The sequence below is a fragment of the Falsiroseomonas tokyonensis genome, from assembly GCF_019024325.1.
Classification (GTDB): Bacteria; Pseudomonadota; Alphaproteobacteria; order Acetobacterales; family Acetobacteraceae; genus Falsiroseomonas; species Falsiroseomonas tokyonensis.
In genome coordinates this window covers 368623-384032 of the sequence record NZ_JAFNJS010000002.1, presented here as the reverse complement: position 1 = coordinate 384032, position 15410 = coordinate 368623, and the positions used below count along the sequence as shown (strand labels likewise).

15 protein-coding genes are annotated in these 15410 nt (G+C 72.4%); 8 read left to right on the top strand and 7 right to left on the bottom strand.

Annotation, left to right across the window (positions count from 1 at the left end; translation table 11 throughout):
• Positions 1-3: 3 nt before the first annotated feature.
• A complete protein-coding gene (locus J3S20_RS08000) occupies positions 4-474 on the bottom strand; it encodes a cupin domain-containing protein (RefSeq protein WP_216835922.1) in 471 nt (156 codons plus the stop codon).
• Positions 475-547: 73 nt separating this feature from the next.
• Here J3S20_RS08000 and J3S20_RS07995 point away from each other — a divergent pair, with 73 nt between their 5' ends.
• Positions 548-895, top strand: a complete 348-nt coding sequence (locus tag J3S20_RS07995) for an antibiotic biosynthesis monooxygenase family protein (protein WP_216835921.1) — start codon at positions 548-550, stop codon at positions 893-895.
• On the opposite strand, the gene cydC is transcribed toward J3S20_RS07995, so the two are convergent.
• A complete protein-coding gene (cydC, locus tag J3S20_RS07990; protein ID WP_216835920.1) occupies positions 896-2551 on the bottom strand; it encodes a thiol reductant ABC exporter subunit CydC in 1656 nt (551 codons plus the stop codon).
• Positions 2548-4221, bottom strand: a complete 1674-nt coding sequence (gene cydD, locus J3S20_RS07985) for a thiol reductant ABC exporter subunit CydD (RefSeq protein ID WP_216835919.1) — start codon at positions 4219-4221, stop codon at positions 2548-2550. The genes cydC and cydD overlap by 4 nt, the downstream gene beginning before the upstream one ends.
• Before the next feature lie 126 nt (positions 4222-4347).
• On the opposite strand from cydD, the gene J3S20_RS07980 reads away from it, so the two are divergent.
• Genes J3S20_RS07980 through J3S20_RS07970 form a run of 3 tightly spaced genes read left to right on the top strand, consistent with a single transcriptional unit; the run spans position 4348 to position 6865 of the window.
• A complete protein-coding gene (locus J3S20_RS07980) occupies positions 4348-5253 on the top strand; it encodes a polysaccharide deacetylase family protein (RefSeq protein ID WP_216835918.1) in 906 nt (301 codons plus the stop codon).
• The gene (locus J3S20_RS07975) at positions 5250-5780 is read left to right on the top strand and encodes a lipocalin family protein (protein ID WP_216835917.1); all 531 of its coding nucleotides are present in this window, start codon (positions 5250-5252) and stop codon (positions 5778-5780) included. The genes J3S20_RS07980 and J3S20_RS07975 overlap by 4 nt, the downstream gene beginning before the upstream one ends.
• Complete coding sequence (locus tag J3S20_RS07970; protein WP_216835916.1) at positions 5777-6865, top strand: site-2 protease family protein; 1089 nt, start codon at positions 5777-5779, stop codon at positions 6863-6865. The genes J3S20_RS07975 and J3S20_RS07970 overlap by 4 nt, the downstream gene beginning before the upstream one ends.
• A gap of 5 nt (positions 6866-6870) precedes the next feature.
• On the opposite strand, the gene J3S20_RS07965 is transcribed toward J3S20_RS07970, so the two are convergent.
• Genes J3S20_RS07965 through J3S20_RS07950 form a run of 4 tightly spaced genes read right to left on the bottom strand, consistent with a single transcriptional unit; the run spans position 6871 to position 10547 of the window.
• Positions 6871-7707, bottom strand: a complete 837-nt coding sequence (locus tag J3S20_RS07965; protein ID WP_216835915.1) for a GNAT family N-acetyltransferase — start codon at positions 7705-7707, stop codon at positions 6871-6873.
• A 1-nt stretch (position 7708) separates the two neighbouring features.
• Complete coding sequence (locus tag J3S20_RS07960; RefSeq protein WP_216835914.1) at positions 7709-8464, bottom strand: SDR family NAD(P)-dependent oxidoreductase; 756 nt, start codon at positions 8462-8464, stop codon at positions 7709-7711.
• Positions 8461-9825: a formimidoylglutamate deiminase gene (locus tag J3S20_RS07955; protein ID WP_216835913.1), complete on the bottom strand. Its 1365-nt coding sequence runs from the start codon at positions 9823-9825 to the stop codon at positions 8461-8463. Before J3S20_RS07955 ends, J3S20_RS07960 begins: the two co-directional genes overlap by 4 nt.
• Positions 9822-10547 (bottom strand): UTRA domain-containing protein, encoded by a 726-nt coding sequence (locus tag J3S20_RS07950; RefSeq protein ID WP_216835912.1) that lies wholly within the window; start codon positions 10545-10547, stop codon positions 9822-9824. The genes J3S20_RS07955 and J3S20_RS07950 overlap by 4 nt, the downstream gene beginning before the upstream one ends.
• Before the next feature lie 64 nt (positions 10548-10611).
• On the opposite strand from J3S20_RS07950, the gene hutU reads away from it, so the two are divergent.
• The 4 genes from hutU to J3S20_RS07930 are packed head-to-tail and all read left to right on the top strand — an operon-like array spanning position 10612 to position 15363.
• Positions 10612-12282, top strand: coding sequence for a urocanate hydratase (gene hutU, locus J3S20_RS07945; protein ID WP_216835911.1), 1671 nt, complete (start codon positions 10612-10614; stop codon positions 12280-12282).
• Complete coding sequence (gene hutH / locus J3S20_RS07940; RefSeq protein WP_216835910.1) at positions 12279-13754, top strand: histidine ammonia-lyase; 1476 nt, start codon at positions 12279-12281, stop codon at positions 13752-13754. The genes hutU and hutH overlap by 4 nt, the downstream gene beginning before the upstream one ends.
• Positions 13751-14956, top strand: coding sequence for an imidazolonepropionase (gene hutI, locus J3S20_RS07935; RefSeq protein WP_216835909.1), 1206 nt, complete (start codon positions 13751-13753; stop codon positions 14954-14956). The genes hutH and hutI overlap by 4 nt, the downstream gene beginning before the upstream one ends.
• Positions 14953-15363, top strand: coding sequence for a PaaI family thioesterase (locus J3S20_RS07930; RefSeq protein ID WP_216835908.1), 411 nt, complete (start codon positions 14953-14955; stop codon positions 15361-15363). Before hutI ends, J3S20_RS07930 begins: the two co-directional genes overlap by 4 nt.
• Positions 15364-15410 lie beyond the last annotated feature (47 nt).

Here is a 15410-nt window from a genome sequence, read left to right as displayed (position 1 = left end):
GCCTCAGTAGGGCGTGCCGTCCTTCCGCGTGAAGCGACGCACGCCATCCGGGCCGGGGCCCACCAGCATGTCGATGTCGGGATAGGTCGCGACCTCCCCCGGCATCCGGCTGCCGATGACCAGCAGCAGCACGTCGCGCGCCGATCGGTTCAGGAAGCAGTGGCCGTCCGGGTTGCCGGCCGGGAAGCCCACGCACATGCCGGCGCGCAGCACCTGCTCGCCGGCGTCGCTGTGCAGCACGGCCTCGCCTTCCAGCACGAGGACGAATTCGTCCTCCTTCAGATGCCAGTGGCGCTGGGAGGATCGGCCGCCCGGCGCGATGCGCGTCAGGTTCACGCCGAACTGCGTCAGCCCCGCCGCATCGCCCAGCCTGCGGTTCCAGCGCTGGCGAGCGCTGGTGGCGAAGGGTTCGGGATAGGTGGTGGCGTTGCTCTCGGGCAGGTCGCGCGGATCGAAGGGTGTGGCTGCGGGCATCGGCGCCTCCTCGCTTCGGTCGTCACCGTAGCATCGCCACCGCCTGACCGTCAGGCTGGGTGCGGGAGGCCCCATGATTGCCGTGATCTTTGAAGTCTGGCCAGCCGAGGGCGAGCGCCAGCACTACCTGGACCTCGCCGCCGCGCTGCGGGCGGAGTTGCAGGAGGTGGACGGGTTCTTGTCGATCGAGCGCTTCCAGTCGCTCGCCGACCCCACGAAGCTGCTGTCCCTGTCCTTCTGGCGGGACGAAGCGGCGGTGGCGGCCTGGCGCAACCGTGGCGCGCATCGGGTGACGCAAGCGAAGGGCCGCGCCGGCGTCTTCGCCGATTACCGCCTGCGCGTGGCGGGCGTGCTGCGGGATTATGGGATGCGGGAACGGGACCAGGCGCCGGCGGATAGCCGCGCGGCGCACGGCACCTAGCTACCCCATCGCCGGCATGGCGCGCCCCGCGGCCAGTCGCAGGATGCGCGTCGGCCGCTCCACGCCCACCAACCGGTGCACGATCAGGATCACGCTGCGTCCGGCCGTCGCCTCGCCCAGCGTCTCCAGGAAGGCGCGCTCCGTCTCCGGGTCCAGCCCGGCGGCGGGCTCGTCCAGGATCAGCACCGGCGCCTCGGACAGCAGGGCGCGGGCCAGCACCAGGCGGCGCGCCTGGCCGCCGGAGAAGCGGGCGCCGGCCTCGCCGCAGCGGGTCGCCAGGCCCTCCGGCAGGCTGCGCACCACCTCCCCGATCCCGGCGCGGTCCAGCGCCTGCCACAGCGCCCCCTCCTCCGCCTCCGGCCGGCCGATGCGGAGGTTGGCCTCGATGCTGTCGTCGAACAGCCGTGCATCCTGGGTCAGGCAGGCGATGCGCGCGCGCACCGCATCGGCCGGCAGCGTCGCGAGATCTGCGCCGCCGAGCGTGATGCTGCCCGATTGCGGCGCCGCCAACTTCAGCAGCAGCGAGGCCAGCGTGGACTTGCCGATGCCCGAGGGCCCGAGCAGCGCGATGCGCGCGCCTTCCGGCACGTCGAGGTCCAGCCCCTCGAAGACCGGCGGGCCGTCCTTGGTCCAGGCGAATTGCAGGTCGCGGATGCGGATGGCATGGCCCTTCGGCATGGCGGCGGGCGTGGTCGGCTCGGCGACGGGCGGGGCCTGGTCGGCGGCCTCGAACAGCCGGCGGGCGCTGGCCCCGGCGGCGGCCAGCGCGGCGCCGGCGCGCGGCATCAGGCCCAGCGCCTCCCCGGCCGCGGTGGCCAGGAACAGGCCGAGCACCGCGGCGGCGACCCCGGCCTCGCCCATGGCCAGGCCATAGCCCAGCGCGCCCAGCATGGCGGCCTGGCCGAGCAGCGCGCCGGCCGCACCACCCCAGGCGCCGCGCCGTGCCAGAGCCCGCTGCGCCTCGGCCAGCGCCACCCCTTCCCGCGCGACGCGGGCGCTGGCGCGAGGCTCGGCGCCAGCGGCCAGCGTATCCTCGATGCCGGTCAGCGGATCGACCACCACGGCGCGCAGCGCGCCCTGGCTTTCCGCCACGCGCTGCCCGGCCGCGGCCGCCCCCGGCGCCAGCAGCGGCGGCAGCAGCAAAGCGAGCGCCAGGGGCAGCGCCACCAGCGCCGCCAGGGCCGGGTCGATGGCGCCCAGGATCAGCGCGATGGCCAGCACCGCCGCCACCCCCGCCACGCCCGGCACCAGCGCGCCGAGATAGACGCGGTCCAGCGCATCGATGTCGGAGACCAGCCGCCCCAGCAGGTCCCCCGCCCGGCGGAAGCCGAGCCCCGCCGGCAGCCGTTCGGCGAGCCTGCGAAAGAACCAGATGCGGGTATCGGCCAGCGCCCGGAAGGTGGCGGCGTGGGTGACCAGCCGTTCCAGGTAGCGCAAAAGGGGGCGCAGGATGATGACCGGCCGAAGCCAGATCAGCGCCGCGGCGCCGCCTGTGAAGACGGCCGCCTGGGTCACGCCCTCCGCCACCCCGCGCCCGGCGAGGCCCAGCAGCGCGAGTCCGGCCAGCACCGCGCCGCAGGCCATGGCCATGCCGGCCAGCAGCCAGCCGGCCCGGCCGCGCCAAAGACTCAAAACGCGGAGCAAGTCAGCCGTCATTCGCCCGCCATCCGCTGGCCCAGCGCGCGCCCGCCCTCGATCTCCAGCACCCGCCCCAGCGCCCGCTGCGCCGCGCGGGAATGGCTGGCGATGAGGGCGGTGCGCCCGGTGCAGAGGCGGCGCAGGCTGTCCAGCACATCGGCCTCCGTTCCCGGGTCCAGATGCGCCGTCGGCTCATCCAGCAGCACCAGCGGCGTGTCGCGCAGGAAGGCGCGGGCGATGGCGACCCGCTGCGCCTGGCCGCCGGACAGGCCGAAGCCGCCCTCCCCCACCTGGGTCTCCAGCCCCTGCGGCAGGGTCTTTGCGAAATCCGTCACGCGGGCGGCGGTGGCGGCGGCCTCCACCTCGGCTTCCGTCGCCTCCGGCCGGGCCAGGGCGATGTTTTCCCGGATCGTGCCGCGGAACAGATGGGCGCGCTGGCCGACATAGGAGGACAGGCGGCGCAGCTCCGCCGGTGCCAGCAGCGTGGCGTCCTGGCCATTGAGCGAAATGCGCCCCGCATCCGGCCTGCGGAACCCCATCAGCAGCCGCAGGATGGAGGACTTGCCGGCGCCCGAAGGTCCCGCCAGCACCAGGGTTTCGCCGGGCAGCACCCGGAAGGTCAGGCCATCCAGGGCGGGCGGGCGGCTGGGGTCGTAGGTCAGCCGCACATCCCGGAAACTGACCACGACGCGGTCCGGCACTTCCTCCAGCTTCAGCCCGCCCGGCGCCTCGTTCTCCAGCAGCGGCGCCAGCTCGGCCGCCGCACCGCGCGCGGCCAGGCGCTCGTGATAGGCCTGGGAGAAGGCGCGCAGTGGGGTGAACAGCGCGGGCACCAGCAGCAGGCAGAAGATGGCGCCGGCCGGGTCCGGATGGTTCTGGCCCAGCACCGCGCCGTGCCGGATGGCCAGGCAGGCGATGGCGCCGGCGGCCAGCGCCTCCATCGAGGCGGAAGACAGGAAGGCCACCCGCAGCACCCGCATGGTGCGTTGGCGCAGATCCTCGGCCGCGCGGCCCAGCGCCTCGGCCTCCGCCTCCTGCCGCCGGAACAGCACCAGGGTGGGCAGGCCGCGCATGCGGTCCAGGAAGCGGCCGGAGAGCAGGTCCAGCGCGGCGAATTGCCGGCGGCTGGCCTGGGCGGCGCCGATGCCGGTCACCGCCATGGCGACCGGCACCAGCAGGGCGGCGGCCAGCAGGATGGCGCCGCTGGTCGCATCCACGGCGAAGGCGGCGCCGGCCACCAGGATCGGGCCGGCGATGGCGAGTGCGGCCGCCGGCAGCCAACGGGTGAGAAAGCCTTCCAGCGCCTCGATCCGGTCCACCACCAGGGCGGCGCGCTCACCGACGCTCCGGGAATCCTCCGCCGCCTGGGCCAGCAGCCGGTGGAAGACATCGGCGCGGAGGCGCGCCTTCGCCGCCTCCCCGGCCGCCAGCAGCGCCCTTTCCTGCGCCACGCCGAGCCCGGCGGAGACCAGCGCCAGGGCGGCTACGGCGCCCAGCGCCGGCCAGCCCGCCGCCCCAAAGCCCAGCAGCCCGGCGATCAGCCCCGCTACCAGCCAGGCCTGGGCAATGCCGATGAGGATCTGCGCCAGGCCCAGCCCCACGGGCAGGCCCAGGCGGCCGCGCGCCGCCCGCGCCTCGCGCTGCAGCAGCGCGGACGCCGCATCCCCCCCCTGTCTCGCCCTGGTCATATCGCGGCGGAGAATAGGCCAGGGCGGAGCCACGGTCATCACCCCCCGGCGCTTCGGTGAACCGATCGGGCTTGCCCTGTGCCGCGAATACCCCAACCTGCCGGCTTCCGCTGCCGGAGGCCCGCCATGCTGCCTACCCATGGACGCTACGACTATGCCGGCTGGTCCGGCCGCACGCCCTATGCCTGGCCCGGCGGCGCGGCGCTTGCGGTCTATCTCGGCGTCAATCTGGAGCATTTCGCCTTCGCCGAGGGGCTGGGGGCGGAACTGGCGGCCGGCGGGCCGCAGCCGGATGTGCTGAACTTCGCCTGGCGGGACTATGGCAATCGCGTCGGCGCCTGGCGGCTGCTGGAACTGCTGGACGAGCTGCGCTTGCCCGCCACCGTGCTGCTGAACAGCGCCATGTATGACTACGCGCCGGAACTGGTGGCCGCCCATCGCGCCCGGGGCGACGAGATGGCCGGCCACGGCCGCACCAATTCCGAGCGCCAGTCCATCCTGCCGGAGGCCGAGGAGGCCGCGCTGATTGCCGAATCGACGGAGGCGATCCGCCGGCATGAGGGCCAGGCCCCGCGCGGCTGGCTCAGCCCCTGGATCGCCGAGAGCCGCGTCACGCCCGACCTGCTGGCGGAAGCGGGGTATGCCTACAGCATGAACTGGTGCGCCGATGACGCGCCGGTCTGGATGAACACCCGCGCGGGAAAACTGCTCGCCATGCCCTATCCGCAGGAGGTGAACGACATCCCCGCCATCGTCGGCCGCAAGGATGGCGCGGCCGCCTTCGCCGAGATGATCCTGGACGATTTCCACGAGCGCCTGCACCAGGTGCGGGACGGGCTGCCGCAGGTGATGGGCATCGCGCTGCACCCGTATATCATCGGCCAGCCGCATCGCATGCGGCATCTGCGCCGCGCGCTGGGCGAGATCGCGCAGCATCGTGACACGATCTGGATCACCACCGCCGGCGCCATTTTCGAACACGTGGCAGCCCTGCCGCCCGGCGTGGTGCCCGGCTCGGAGTATCCCGCATGAAGCGCGCCTTGGTTGCTGTCCTGCTGCTTCTCGGCGCCTGCGCCACCGCGCCAGATCGGCCGCCGGTGGCGACGGTGCCGCAGGTGGACCTGGCCCGCTACGCCGGTACCTGGTTCGAAATCGCGCGCCTGCCCAACAGCTTCCAGGACGGCCCGCGCGGCTGCACCCATACCACCGCCACCTATACGCCGCGGCCGGATGGCAAGGTGGGCGTGCTGAACCGCTGCCTGGACGATGCCGGTGCGCCGCGGCTGGCGGAGGGCGAGGCCTATGTCGTGGAGGGCAGCGGCAATGCGAAGCTGCGCGTCAGCTTCTTCTGGCCCTTCTATGGCGACTACTGGGTGATCGGGCTGGATCCCGGCTATCGCTGGGCGGTGGTGGGCGCGCCGGGGCGGGACTACCTCTGGATCCTGTCGCGCCGGCCGGTGCTGCCGCCGGGCGAATATGCCGAGGCCGTCGGCATCGCCGCGGCGCAGGGCTTTCCCGTCACCCGGCTGCGGCCGACACCGCAGGAAGCGCCGCCATGAGCTGGTCCATCCCGCTCGGCCGCATCGCCGGCACGGAGATAAGGCTGCACCTGACCTTCCTGCTGCTGCTGGCCTGGATCGGCGTGGCGCATGGGATGCAGGGCGGGCTGCCGGCGGCGGTGCAGGGCATCGTCTTCATCTGCCTGCTCTTCGGCTGCGTGCTGCTGCATGAATTCGGCCATGTCGCGGCCGCCCGCCGCTACGGCGTGCGCACGCCCGATATCACCCTGCTGCCGATCGGCGGCGTGGCGCGGCTGGAACGCATCCCGGAAAAACCCACGGAGGAGCTGGTGGTGGCGCTGGCCGGGCCAGCGGTGAATGTGGTGATCGCGCTTCTGCTGCTGCTGGCACTCGGCGGCGTGCCGGCGATGGCGGCGGCGACCGCGCTCGAAGACCCGGCGCATGGCATGCTGGCGCGGCTGTTCTGGGTGAATGTCACGCTGGTGGTCTTCAACCTGCTGCCGGCCTTCCCGATGGATGGCGGGCGCGTGCTGCGGGCGCTGCTGGCGATGCGCGTGGGCGCGCGACGGGCAACCGAGATCGCCTCCGGCATCGGCCAGGCGCTCGCCTTCGGGCTCGGGCTGCTGGGCCTGCTGAACGGCGCGCCGCTGATGGTTTTCGTCGCGCTCTTCGTCTGGCTCGGCGCGCAGGCGGAGGCGCAAGCGGTTCAGCTGCGGGAGCTTTCGCGCGGCATGGCGGCGGAAGACGCCATGATCACCCGCTTCGAGAGCCTGCCCGTGACGGCACGCATTGCCGATGCGGCGGAGCTACTGATCCGCACCGCGCAGACCGACTTTCCCGTGGTCGATGGCGGCGGAAGACTGCGCGGCATCCTGACCCGCAGCGACCTGATCCGCGCCCTGCAGCAGGAGGGCCCGGATGCGCCGGTGCTGGAGGCGATGCGGCGGGAGGTGCCGGTGGTGCCGCATCGCGCGGCGCTGGAGGAGGCGCTGCGCGTGATGCAGGAGGCCGCGGGCCCGATCGGCGTGGTGGATTCGGGCGGCCGCCTGGTCGGCGTGCTGACGCACGAAAACCTGGGCGAGATGCTGATGCTGGAGGCGGCGCGCGCGGCACGCGCCGGCTGAAAGGCTCAGCCGAGTTCCAGGCTCATGCCCCCGAACAGCCGCTCCGCCCGGATCTGCGGGGCGGGGCCGGTGTACATGCGCGCCGCCTCGAAGCCGGGCGTCAGGCCGAGGCTTTCGGCCAGGGCGACGGCGGCGCGATGCGGCTCCGGCACGTCGAGGAAGACGGGGCCATTCGGCACGCGGGCGATCAGCGCGGCGGCCAGGGCCTGGGCCACCTGCGGGGTCTCGGCGGTCAGCGGGCCGATCTTGTGGCCCTCCCGCGCCGGGCGGATCACGCCGAAGCCGGTGACCGCGCCATCGGTGACTTGCGCAAGCGCCACATGGCCGGGCTGGGCGATCCAGGCACGCAGATAGCTTTCCCGACTTGCCGGAAAGACGCTGCGGTCCAGCGCGGCCAGGGCTTCGAAGGGTACCTCCGCCGCGGACACGATGCCTTGCGCCGGCACCGGCGGGCGAAGCGGGACCCCGCCGAAGCGAATGGTGTTCCAGGCGAGCCGAAAGCCGGATTTGCGGTAGTTGTCCTGCTGCGCGACCACGCCATCCAGCCCGATGAGGCGGCCTTCCAGCTGCGCCATGGCGGCGCGCCACACCGCCATGCCGTGCCCCTGCCCGCGCAGCTCCGGCCGCGCGATGTAGAAGCCGATGAAGCCAAAATCCTGGCCGTAGCGCGTGGCGGAGATCAGGCTGAGCAGCGCGCCGTCCTCCTCCATGGCCAGGAACAGGCCGGGATCCTGGGTGAGGAAGCAGGGCAGGTCCGAGAGGCCGGGATTCCAGCCCTCGGCCGCGGCCCATTCGACGGCGGTCGCGGCCTGCGCCGCGCTCAGGGTGATGAGGCGTGCCATGTCAGTGCATGATGTCCCCGCCATTGGGCGACAGCGTCGCGCCCACGAAGAAGTCTCCCCCCGGGGAGGAGGCCAGCAGCAGCGCGGCGGCGGCGATCTCCTCCGGCTGGCCGACGCGGCCGATCGGCAGTTTCGCGCCGATATTGGCCGCCCATTCCGGGCCGAGCTGCGCGGTGAGATCGGTGGCGACCGGCCCCGGCGCGATGGCGTTCACCAGGATGCCCTTGGGCGCGCCTTCATGGCCGAGCGCGCGGGTCATGCCGATCAGCGCGGCCTTGGCGGTGCAATAGGGCACGATGTTCGGCGCGCCCTTCAGGCCGAGCTGGCTGGCGGTGGTGATGATGCGGCCGCGGCCACGCGCGGCCATGCCGGCCCAGACCGCCTGGGCGGCGAAGAAGCTCGCCTTCACATGCACGTCTAGCACGCGGTCGTACATCTCCTCGGTGATGGTCTCGATGGCGCCGCGGATGTTCAGGCCGGCATTGTTCACCAGGATGTCGCAGGGGCCGAGCTTTTGTTCGGACTGGGCGATGAAGGCGCGGAGCGCCGGCAGGTCCGCGACATCGACGGAGGCCGCGAAGGCGCGGCGGCCGAGCGCCTCGATCTGCGCGACGACGGGGGCGGCGCCTTCGGCGTCGTTCAGGTGGCAGAAGGCGATATCGGCGCCCTCGCGCGCAAACAGCAGCGCGATGGCGCGGCCGATGCCGCGGCTGCCGCCGGTGATGACCGCCACCTGGCCGTCCAACTGTCCACTCATGCCAAGAGTCTCCGCATTGCGGCGCCAAACTGGTCCCGAATGGTCATGGCGTCGATATGCCGTCCGGCCTCGACCACGACGCGGCCGCCGACGATGACGGTGCGGACAGGGTTGGACTGGCCGCTGAAGACCCAGGCGTCGAGCAGCGCATCCCCGTCCCGGCCCAGCAGGGTCGGGTGTTGCGCATCGAGCTCGACGAGATCGGCGCGCATCCCGGGCGCGAGGGCGCCGATGGGGCGGCCGCTGGCCTGCGCACCGCCGACGAGGACGGCGTCGAGCAGCGTGCGGCCGGGATGCGGGTTCTGGTCGGCGGTGGCGACAGAGCGGGAATTGTCGCGCAGGCGCTGGCTGGTCTCGATCTGGCGCAGCTCCTCGCGCGGGGCGGTGCCGACATGGCTGTCCGTGCCGATGCCGAAGCGTCCCCCGGCGGCGAGGTAGGCGGGCAGCGCGAAGATGCCGTCGCCGAGCGAGGCCTCGGTGGTCGGGCAGAGGCCGGCGACGGCGCCGGAACGGGCGAGGCCCGAGATCTCGCCGGCATCCATATGCGTCGCATGGATCAGAACCCAGCGGGCATCCAGCGGCGCGTGGTCCAACAGCCACTGCACCGGCCGCGCGCCGGTCGCGGCCAGGCACTCCGCGACTTCCTTCGGCTGTTCGGCGGCGTGGATATGGATGGGGCCCGCAAAATCCTGGATGGCGCGCAGCATCTCGGGCGTGACGGCGCGCAGCGAATGCGGGGCGAGGCCGAGGGCCATCTGCGGGTCGGCGCCGATGGCGGCGCGCGTGGCCTCCACGATGGCGAGGAAGCCGTCGAGGTCGTTCAGGAAGCGCCGCTGGCCGTCATGCGGTGCGACGCCGAAAATGCCGCCATGCCGGTAGAGGCTGGGCAGCATGGTCAGCCCGATGCCCGTCCGCCGTGCGGCGGCAATATTGCGCAGCGCCATCTCGGCGCGGTCCGCATAGGGCGTGCCGTCCGGCTGGTGGTGCAGGTAGTGGAATTCGCAGAGACCCGTAAAACCGTGCTCCAGCAGCTCGACGTGGAGCTGCGCCGCGACGGCCTCGGCATCCTCGGGCGCAAAGCGGCCGACGAAGCGGTACATGGTCTCGCGCCAGGTCCAGAAACTGTCCTGACCCATCGGGCTGCGGCGTTCAGCGCCGCCGGCCATGGCGCGCTGGAAGGCGTGGGAATGCAGGTTCGGCACGCCCGGCACCACGGCGCCGGACAGGCGGCGCGTGGCGCCCAGCGGCGCGGCGTCAGGGGTGACGGCGGTGATGAAGCCGGCGGCATCAGCCTCGATCAGCACGTCCCGCGCCCAGCCCTGCGGCAGCAGCGCGGCGCTGGCGAGGAAGGTCTTGCTCATGCGTCCCGTATTCCTGGTTGCGGCGCCTCGCGCAATGGGCGGGAGCGGCCGGTGAAGGCGTGGCGGTCGCCGGGATAGGTCAGGCGCACGGCGGTCACGGCCTCCGCCCCGCGAAAGCTGCGGCGGTCCAGCACCAGGCAGGCGGCGCCCGGCGCGAGGCCGAGCAGGCCGGCGGTCTCCGCATCCGCGGTGATGGCGCTGATGCGGTGCTCCGCCTCGGTCCACGGGACACGATCCAGCAGCCAGGAGCCTGGCGGCGAATTCGCAAAAATCTCGGCGCGGGCTTCGGGGACGGCGTGCAGGCTGATGAGGCGGTCCTCCAGCGCCATCGCCACGCCGCCGGCCTCGTGCCGCACCCGCAGCGCCAGCACGCGGGCACCGCCCGGCAGGGCGCCCAGCCGGGCGCGGTCCTCCGCCGTGGCGGCCCGCAGCGCGCGGGACAGTACGGCGTGGCGGTGGCCGGGGCCGATGGTGGCGCGCAGGTCGGGGATGCCGAGCAGCGCCTCCTCCGCGCGCGGGGCGGCCACGAAGCTGCCGGCCTTGCGGCGGCGCACCACCAGCCCGGCGGCGACCAGATCCGCCAGCGCACGGCTCGCCGTCATCCGCGCCACGCCGTGCGCCGACACCAGCTCGGCCTCGGAAGGCAGCTTGTCGCCGGGGCGGAGCGCGCCGGAGAGGATGCGCGCCTCGATCTCGGCGCGGATGGCGGCGTGGCGGGTCATCCGATTATGTCTAGACATAATCTTTGTCAGCCGCAATGCTGGCGGTGAGACACGGAGCCCCCGCATGACCGATCCGCGCCGCCGCAACGCCCCCGCCATCCGCAGCCCGCGCGGGTTGGAGCTCAGCTGCCGCCATTGGACCACGGAGGCGGCGATGCGGATGCTGATGAACAACCTCGATGACGAGGTGGCGGAGAAGCCGGGCGAGCTCGTGGTCTATGGCGGCATCGGCCGCGCCGCGCGCGACTGGGACAGTTTTGAGCGCATCGTCGCCACGCTGAAGCGGCTGGAGGAGGACCAGACCTTGCTGGTGCAGTCCGGCAAACCCGTCGGCGTGTTCCGCACCCATGCCGATGCACCGCGCGTGCTGATCGCGAACTCCAACCTGGTGCCGCGCTGGGCCACCTGGGAGCATTTTTCGGAGCTCGATCGCAAGGGCCTGATGATGTACGGCCAGATGACCGCGGGGTCCTGGATCTATATCGGCAGCCAGGGGATCGTGCAGGGCACCTACGAAACCTTCGCGGAGGCCGGGCGCCAGCATTTTGGTGGCGACCTGGCGGGGCGCTGGATCCTGACCGGCGGGCTTGGCGGCATGGGCGGCGCGCAGCCGCTGGCGGGCGTCTTTGCCGGCGCCTGCGTGCTGGCGGTGGAATGCCAGCCTTCCTCCATCGAGAAGCGGCTGGAGACGAAGTACCTCGACCACAAGGCGGAGGATCTCGACACCGCGCTGGCGATGATTCGCGCGGCCTGCGCGGAGCGCCGCGCCATCAGCGTCGGGCTTCTGGGCAATGCGGCCGAAATCTTTCCCGAGCTGGTGCGGCGCGGCGTGGTGCCGGATATCGTCACCGACCAGACCAGCGCGCATGATCCCGCCAATGGCTACCTGCCGGCCGGCTGGTCGCTGGCGCAGTGGGCCGCGATGCGGGAGAGCGATCCGGCCGCCGTCGCCGCCGCGGCGAAGCGCTCGATGGTGGCGCATGTGCAGGCGATGCTAAATTTCCAGAGCCGCGGCGCCATCGTCATGGATTATGGCAACAACATCCGGCAAATGGCGAAGGAGGAAGGTCTTGCAACTGCCTTCGACTTCCCCGGCTTCGTGCCGGCCTATATCCGGCCGCTCTTCTGCCGCGGCGTCGGGCCGTTCCGTTGGGCCGCGCTCTCGGGCGACCCGGAGGATATCCGGCGCACCGACGCCAAGGTGAAGGAGCTGATCCCGGACGACCGGCACCTGCACAACTGGCTCGACATGGCCCAGCAAAGAATCGCCTTCCAGGGCCTGCCGGCGCGCATCTGCTGGGTGGGTCTCGGGCAGCGGGACCGGCTGGGCCTTGCCTTCAACGAGATGGTGGCGCGCGGCGAGATCGGGCCGATCGTCATCGGCCGCGACCATCTGGATTCCGGCTCCGTCGCCTCGCCGAACCGGGAGACGGAGGCGATGCGCGATGGATCGGATGCCGTCTCCGACTGGCCCCTTTTGAATGCGCTGCTGAACACGGCCTCGGGGGCCACCTGGGTCTCGCTGCATCACGGCGGCGGCGTCGGCATGGGCTTTTCCCAGCATGCGGGCATGGTGATCGTGGCGGATGGGACGGAGGCCGCGGCGCGGCGGCTCGCCCGCGTGCTCTGGAACGACCCGGCGACGGGCGTGATGCGCCATGCCGATGCGGGCTACGAGGATGCGCTGGAGTGCGCCCGCGAAAAGAGCCTCGACCTGCCGGGCATCCTGCGATGATCGACCTCGCCACGCTGCGCGCCGTGATGGCGGGCGCGCGCTTCGAGCTGCCGGAGGGTTGGCGCGAGGCGACCGAACAGGGCGCGGCCGTGCTCGCCGCGCGGCTCACCGAGGATGGCCCGATCTATGGCGTGAACACGGGTTTCGGGAAACTCGCCTCCACGCGCATCGCGCCCGAGAAACTCGCGCAGCTGCAGCTGAACCTGCTGCGCAGCCACGCCGCCGGCACCGGTGCGCCGCTGCCCGCGCCGGTGGTGCGGCTGGTGCTGGCGCTGAAGGCGCTGTCGCTGTCGCGCGGCGCCTCCGGCGTGCGCGTAGCGGTGGCGGAATCGCTGCTCGCGCTGCTGGCGTCGGATGCGCTGCCGGTTATTCCATCCAAGGGATCGGTCGGCGCCTCGGGCGACCTGGCGCCGCTGGCGCATCTCGCGCTGATGCTGGTCGGCGAAGGCGAGGTCTTCGTCAATGGCGAGCGCAGGCCGGGTGCCGAGGCGGGGATCGTGCCGCTCACCCTCGGGCCGAAGGAGGGCCTGGCGCTGCTGAACGGCACGCAGGTCTCCACCGCCATCGCCCTGGCAAACCTCTTCGCGGCCCAGGATCTTCTGCACACATCGCTGGTGGCCGGCGCGCTCAGCGTCGATGCGGCGCGCGGCTCCGACACGCCCTTCGATGCACGCATCCATGCGCTGCGCGGCCAGCCCGGCCAGATCCGCTGTGCCGCGGCGCTGCGCGGGCTGATGGCCGGCAGCGTCATCCGCGACAGCCATCGCGAAGGCGATACGCGGGTGCAGGACCCCTATTCGCTGCGCTGCCAGCCGCAGGTCGCCGGCGCCTGCCTCGACCTGCTGGACCATGCCGCGGCGGTCCTGCAACGCGAGGCCAATGCGGTCACCGACAATCCCCTGATCATGGCCGATGGCGACATCCTGTCGGGCGGCAATTTCCATGCGGAGCCGGTGGCCTTCGCCGCCGATTCCATCGCGCTGGCACTCGCGGAACTCGGCGCCATCAGCGAACGCCGCATCGCCCTGCTGGTGGACCCCGTGACCAGCGGCCTGCCGGCCTTCCTGGTGGCGGAGGGCGGGCTGCATTCCGGCTTCATGATCGCGCAGGTCACCGCCGCCGCGCTGGTCGCCGAAAACCGGGCGCTCGCCACGCCGCGCAGCGTCGACAGCCTGCCCACCAGCGCGAACCAGGAGGACCATGTCAGCATGGCCACCGGTGCCGCGCTGCGGCTGGGCGAGATGGCCGAAAATCTTTCGTCCATCCTCTCCATCGAACTTTTGTGTGCGGCGCAGGGGCTGGAGTTCCATCGGCCGCTGACAACCTCTCCGCCCCTGCAGGCGGCCCATGCCCTGGTCCGCGGCGTCGCGGCGCCCTGGGATGCCGACCGGTTCATGGCCCCCGATATGGAAGCCGTGCGCCGGCTGGTCCAAACTGGCGCCTTCGCCGCCCTGGTGGAGCTGCCCGCATGATCTTCGACCGCGTCTGGCTGGACGCGAATCTCTGCACAATGGTGCCGCGCGACGGCGACCCGCTCGGTGTGATCGAGGATGGCGCGATCGCCGCCAAGGATGGCCGCATCGCCTGGGTCGGACCGCGGGCGGAACTGCCGGCCACGGCGGCGGAAACACGGCATTGCGACGGCGCCTGGATCCTGCCGGGCCTGATCGACTGCCACACCCACCTGGTCTTCGCCGGCGACCGCGCCCGCGAATTCGAGATGCGGCTGGAAGGCGCGAGCTACGAGGCCATCGCCAAGGCCGGCGGCGGAATCCTCTCCACCGTCCGCGCCACCCGCGAGGCCTCCGAGGACGCGCTGGTGCAGGCCGCCCTGCCGCGCCTCGACCTGCTGCTGGCGGAGGGTGTCACCACCCTCGAGGTGAAATCCGGCTACGGCCTCGATCTCGCGACCGAGGCCCGCATGCTGCGCGCCGCGCGGCGCCTGCCGGGGCTGCGGGACGTTTCGCTGCAGACCAGCCTGCTCGCCGCCCATGCCACGCCGCCGGAATACGCCGGCCGCGCCGCTGACTTTGCCCGGCACGTGGCGGAGGAGATCATCCCCGCCATCGCCGCCGAGAACCTTGCCGATGCGGTGGACGCCTTCACCGACAGCGCCATCGGCTTTTCGGCCGAGCAGACCGAATGGGTTTTCGACGCCGCCCGCCGCGCCGGGCTGCCCGTGAAACTGCACGCGGACCAGCTGCGCGACGATGGCGGCGCGGCGCTCGCCGCACGCTACGGCGCGCTGTCGGCCGACCATATCGAATATGCCAGCGCCGAAGGCATCGCCGCCATGGCGGCCGCCGGCACGGTCGGCGTGCTGCTGCCCGGCGCCTTCTACACCATCCGCGAAACCCATTTCCCCGATATCGCCGCGATGCGCGCCGCCGGGCTGCGCATGGCGCTCGCCACGGACCTCAACCCCGGCTCCTGCCCCGCCCCCTCCCTGCTGCTGATGCTGAACATGGGCTGCACCCTGTTCCGTCTGACGGTGGCCGAGGCGCTGGCCGGGGTCACCAGCAACGCCGCCGCGGCTTTGGGCCTCTCCGATCGCGGCGCCCTCGCCCCCGGCCTGCGCTGCGACCTGGCGCTGTATGGCATCTCCCGCCCCGCCGAACTCTGCTACTGGATCGGCCGCAACCCCTGCCTCGGCCGCGTGGTGGCCGGGCGATGAGTATCGCCGCAATGCAGGCGCGGGTGCGCGAAGGGGTGCCGCTCGCCGGCGCCTGGGGGATCGAGGTGCTGTCCTATGGCGAGGGCCTCGCCACGCTGCGCCTGCCGGCGCGGGAGGATATGCTGCGCCCCGGCGGCACCGTCTCCGGCCCCGCGTTGATGGGGCTGGCCGATGTCGCCATGTGGGTGGCGCTGCTGTCCCTGAGCGAGGGGCGCGACGAGAGCCTGACCGCCAGCCTCGCCATCACCTTCCTGCGCCGGCCGCCCGCCACCGCCGTGCTGGCCGAGGCGCGCGTCATCAAGCGCGGCCGCACCCTGTCCTATGGCGAGGTGACGCTGCGCGCCGAGGGCGCCGCCGAACCCTGCGCCCATGTGACCACGAGCTGGGCTGCCACAGGGTCAAAGTGACAAAAATTCCATAATAGGGCACCCCTTCGGTCCGCAGAGGCCTTAGG

Excerpts from the sequence above, each read along its gene's own strand:
- J3S20_RS08000 (WP_216835922.1), bottom strand. The coding sequence starts at position 474 with ATGCCCGCAGCCACACCCTTCGATCCGCGCGACCTGCCCGAGAGCAAC.
- J3S20_RS07995 (WP_216835921.1), top strand. The coding sequence starts at position 548 with ATGATTGCCGTGATCTTTGAAGTCTGGCCAGCCGAGGGCGAGCGCCAG.
- cydC (WP_216835920.1), bottom strand. The coding sequence starts at position 2,551 with ATGACGGCTGACTTGCTCCGCGTTTTGAGTCTTTGGCGCGGCCGGGCC.
- cydD (WP_216835919.1), bottom strand. The coding sequence starts at position 4,221 with ATGACCAGGGCGAGACAGGGGGGGGATGCGGCGTCCGCGCTGCTGCAG.
- J3S20_RS07980 (WP_216835918.1), top strand. The coding sequence starts at position 4,348 with ATGCTGCCTACCCATGGACGCTACGACTATGCCGGCTGGTCCGGCCGC.
- J3S20_RS07975 (WP_216835917.1), top strand. The coding sequence starts at position 5,250 with ATGAAGCGCGCCTTGGTTGCTGTCCTGCTGCTTCTCGGCGCCTGCGCC.
- J3S20_RS07970 (WP_216835916.1), top strand. The coding sequence starts at position 5,777 with ATGAGCTGGTCCATCCCGCTCGGCCGCATCGCCGGCACGGAGATAAGG.
- J3S20_RS07965 (WP_216835915.1), bottom strand. The coding sequence starts at position 7,707 with ATGGCACGCCTCATCACCCTGAGCGCGGCGCAGGCCGCGACCGCCGTC.
- J3S20_RS07960 (WP_216835914.1), bottom strand. The coding sequence starts at position 8,464 with ATGAGTGGACAGTTGGACGGCCAGGTGGCGGTCATCACCGGCGGCAGC.
- J3S20_RS07955 (WP_216835913.1), bottom strand. The coding sequence starts at position 9,825 with ATGAGCAAGACCTTCCTCGCCAGCGCCGCGCTGCTGCCGCAGGGCTGG.
- J3S20_RS07950 (WP_216835912.1), bottom strand. The coding sequence starts at position 10,547 with ATGACCCGCCACGCCGCCATCCGCGCCGAGATCGAGGCGCGCATCCTC.
- hutU (WP_216835911.1), top strand. The coding sequence starts at position 10,612 with ATGACCGATCCGCGCCGCCGCAACGCCCCCGCCATCCGCAGCCCGCGC.
- hutH (WP_216835910.1), top strand. The coding sequence starts at position 12,279 with ATGATCGACCTCGCCACGCTGCGCGCCGTGATGGCGGGCGCGCGCTTC.
- hutI (WP_216835909.1), top strand. The coding sequence starts at position 13,751 with ATGATCTTCGACCGCGTCTGGCTGGACGCGAATCTCTGCACAATGGTG.
- J3S20_RS07930 (WP_216835908.1), top strand. The coding sequence starts at position 14,953 with ATGAGTATCGCCGCAATGCAGGCGCGGGTGCGCGAAGGGGTGCCGCTC.